The 3,205-nt window shown below is 39.6% G+C and carries 4 protein-coding genes and 1 pseudogene; 4 read left to right on the forward strand and 1 reads right to left on the reverse strand.

Annotation, left to right across the window (positions count from 1 at the left end):
• Positions 1 to 277: 277 nt before the first annotated feature.
• Positions 278 to 1,465 (reverse strand): TRC40/GET3/ArsA family transport-energizing ATPase, encoded by a 1,188-nt coding sequence (locus F6K22_RS36935; RefSeq protein WP_293109711.1) that lies wholly within the window; start codon positions 1,463 to 1,465, stop codon positions 278 to 280.
• Between the two features lie 217 nt (positions 1,466 to 1,682).
• Here F6K22_RS36935 and F6K22_RS36940 point away from each other — a divergent pair.
• The 4 genes and pseudogenes from F6K22_RS36940 to F6K22_RS36955 form a co-directional block, all read left to right on the forward strand.
• Positions 1,683 to 1,751, forward strand: a pseudogene (locus F6K22_RS36940) (hypothetical protein); the annotation flags it as partial.
• Positions 1,752 to 2,094: 343 nt separating this feature from the next.
• Positions 2,095 to 2,316 (forward strand): hypothetical protein, encoded by a 222-nt coding sequence (locus F6K22_RS36945; protein ID WP_293109712.1) that lies wholly within the window; start codon positions 2,095 to 2,097, stop codon positions 2,314 to 2,316.
• A 66-nt stretch (positions 2,317 to 2,382) separates the two neighbouring features.
• The gene (locus F6K22_RS36950; protein WP_293109714.1) at positions 2,383 to 2,538 is read left to right on the forward strand and encodes a transposase; all 156 of its coding nucleotides are present in this window, start codon (positions 2,383 to 2,385) and stop codon (positions 2,536 to 2,538) included.
• A gap of 482 nt (positions 2,539 to 3,020) precedes the next feature.
• The coding region (locus tag F6K22_RS36955) for a hypothetical protein (RefSeq protein WP_293109716.1) at positions 3,021 to 3,205 on the forward strand (185 nt) is incomplete at its 3' end.

Below are 3,205 nucleotides of genomic sequence, written 5' to 3' on the forward strand. Positions count from 1 at the left end.
TTTTTGGTCTTGCTCACGAGTGAGAAAAATCCTGAAACGAGCGCCCATAAAAAAATCACCTTGATAGATCAACTTTCCGTATTTACTTATCTTTACATAGTTTGATTTTTTCGTGCCTACCTACTTATTACAGACTTACATTAGATAACTGCTGCTAAAAACCAAATAAATTATGTTGACTTTTAATTTTTTATTGTAGGAGTAGATATAAAAATAATCCCTACGCCTTCAGCAAAAGAAAAAAATTAAAACCTGCTCCCACAACAAAATAACTCCCCTAAACCTTTGCCACTTCAGCAAACCTAATCTTTAAATAATCATCCTCCATTTTTGCCCCCGCAGGTTGCAATGCTGCTAAAGCTTGAGGCAAAACCAAATTACGACGATGATTACCAATTCTAATATTCAACTCATCCCCAGTTTTATTCAGTTGAATTTTCTCTTTAGGAATTCCAGGCAAATATAACTCCAAATTATAATTCCCCTTCTCTTGCACTACCTTAACAGTATTTTCTTTATAGTAAACCTGACTGGGGTCTTCATCTCCATACAAAGTTTCTTTCAATCTCTCCAAAGCAGCCAAACCACACATTTCCTCAGAATAAAGAGGCACTTCCTTCACAGGCAAAGGTCTAAAATTATCGTGAATTTCTTGCCGATATTGCTGTTGATTTTCCTTCCACTTTTTAAAGAAAGGGTCAGTCACAGAATCAGGAATAATCCTATTAGCTACTACCAAATCTGTAGAAACATTGTACAAACTTAAATAAGCATGAGCGCGTAAAGACTCCTTAATTACCATCTTTTCGGGATTAGTAACTAACCGCACAGAAGTCTTAGTATTATCAGTTAAAACCTTTTCCAAAGCCTCAATTTGCTCATAAAACTCATAAGGAGCATCCATAACTTCCTTATCTGGCAAAGAAAAACCAGTAATAGGTTTAAAAATAGGTTCAAAAAGAGGTCTTAATGCCACCGACATTCCCTGCAAAGGCTTATAAAACTTCCTCATATACCAACCCCCCACTTCCGGCAAACTCAAAAGTCGCAAAGCAGTACCAGTCGGAGCAGAATCAATAATTAAAACATCATATTCCCCCTCATCATAGTGACGCTTCATCCGCACCAGACCAAAAATTTCATCCATTCCCGGCAAAATAGCTAACTCCTCAGCTTGCACACCATCCAAACCCCGCGCCTGCAAAACTTGAGTAATATAACGTTTTACAGCTCCCCAGTTTCCCTCCAACTCCATCAAAGCATCCAACTCAGCACCCCAAAGATTTTCCCTAACCTTCCGAGGTTCGTGGCTCATTTCCATGTCAAAGCTATCTGCTAGGGAGTGAGCTGGGTCAGTGCTGAGAACCAAAGTTTTATGGCCTAACTCTGCACAACGTAGTCCTGTTGAGGCAGCCACTGATGTTTTGCCAACGCCACCTTTTCCCGTCATTAATATTACGCGCATCAATATTTAACCTTTTCTGAAAAATTTTTACCGAAAAATTGAGTCTAAAGCCTCGCCCTAGAAGGGCGACTTTTAAATTGCTTTTTATTCAATAAATTATGTTATCATACTATTAGTTCATATAGGAATGATGAAAGCTAGATTTAAGTAGTGTATCTATCCAACACCATGACAAAAATACCGATTAGCAAAGCTATTTGGTTGTGTCCGTGTTGTTTGGAATGATAGTCTAGATTGCTGCCAACATAAATATAAATTAGGAGAAAAGAAACCAACTAATTCGTAACTACAAAAACAGTTTATAACTCAAGCTAAAAAAACTGAAAATAGGGAATGGTTGTCAGAGGTTTATGCTATACCATTGCAGCAATCTTTAAATGATTTAAACCAGGCGTTGCTCTAACTTTTTTAAGTCAACCAAAGGTAAGAGAAAAGGTAAACCTGTTAAACATCCTAAATTCAAAACTAGAAAGTTAAAACAAACTGCAAGGTTTACATGCATGAGGGTTTAAAATTAGTCAACATAAAGTCTATTTAACAAAAATTGGAAAGCTTAAAATTGTTTCGCCTGTGAGAATTACCTGCTGCTCCATCATCAGTAACAGTGATTAAAGATTGTAGGGGCATCTATGCGAATCGCCCCTACTAAGTATTTCTTAAGTTTTGTAGTAGAAATTATACTAGAAACCTTGGCTCATACTGATAATTCAGTAGGTATAGATTTAGGCATTTCTACTTTTGCTACGGTAGGGACGTTGCATGCAACTACGGTAGGGACGTTGCATGCAACGTCCCTACATGGTCAAAAAATTGATGCACCCAAACCGTTAAAAAAACGGATTAAGAAGTAGCCTCTTGCCTCCTCCGGAGGAGCTGCGCTAACAGAGGAGCTGCGCTAACGAAAATTAAGTAAGTCATTGTCTAAGAAAACTAAAGGGTCAAATCGTTATGAAAAAGCGCGAGTTAGAGTTGCTAAGTTTCATGCCAAACTGAAGGATACAAGAACAGATTTTCTACATAAATTATCCACCGAAATAATTCGTGAAAACCAAACAATTGTTTTAGAGGTATGACAATGTTTCTGGAATGGTAAAAAAGCGGTGCGACCCCGCGACGACGACAGTCGCTAGCGGTCAGACCCCGCGACGACGACAATCGCAAGGGAATGCCGACCAAGAGAGGGAACGCGCACCAAGAGACCGTAAATTATCTAGATCAATATCAGATTTAGGTTGGAGGCAATTTAGGAAGCTGTTAGAAGGGAAAACAGAAAAATACGGTCGCGTTCTAAGAGTAATTAGATCATGTCCGCTGGGGCGCGTTTGTGTAAACCCAAGGGTGAATATCTACAGGAAATTTAAGTTTTTTTTCTTGCCCCCAAGTATTCTTGCCAGTTAAGTGTTCCCAGTTAAGTGTTCCCTACCTTTGCTATACAATACCGATGCTACCGGACATAATATTAGTTGTTGGGAACCAAAATCCCAAGTATGGTCGTGTTGTGGTTTTAAAGGTGGAAAATTAGACCTTTGAGTCAGGAAGTGGGAATGCCTTAATTGTGGTAGTAAGCATGATCGCTCTGGAAAACGCAGCAATAAATATATTAGTCGCGGGTGGGCAATCCGAGACATTAAACGGACGTGGAGGCAAGCGTAAGACTACCGCCAAGGTAGCAGCAGCCAGTGAAACGTCAACCAGGCGCGGGGATTCCTACCGAGCTGTAGCCCCTCCCTCGCCTGGTTG

It is taken from the genome of Okeania sp. SIO2F4, assembly GCF_010672385.1.
GTDB lineage: Bacteria > Cyanobacteriota > Cyanobacteriia > Cyanobacteriales > Microcoleaceae > Trichodesmium.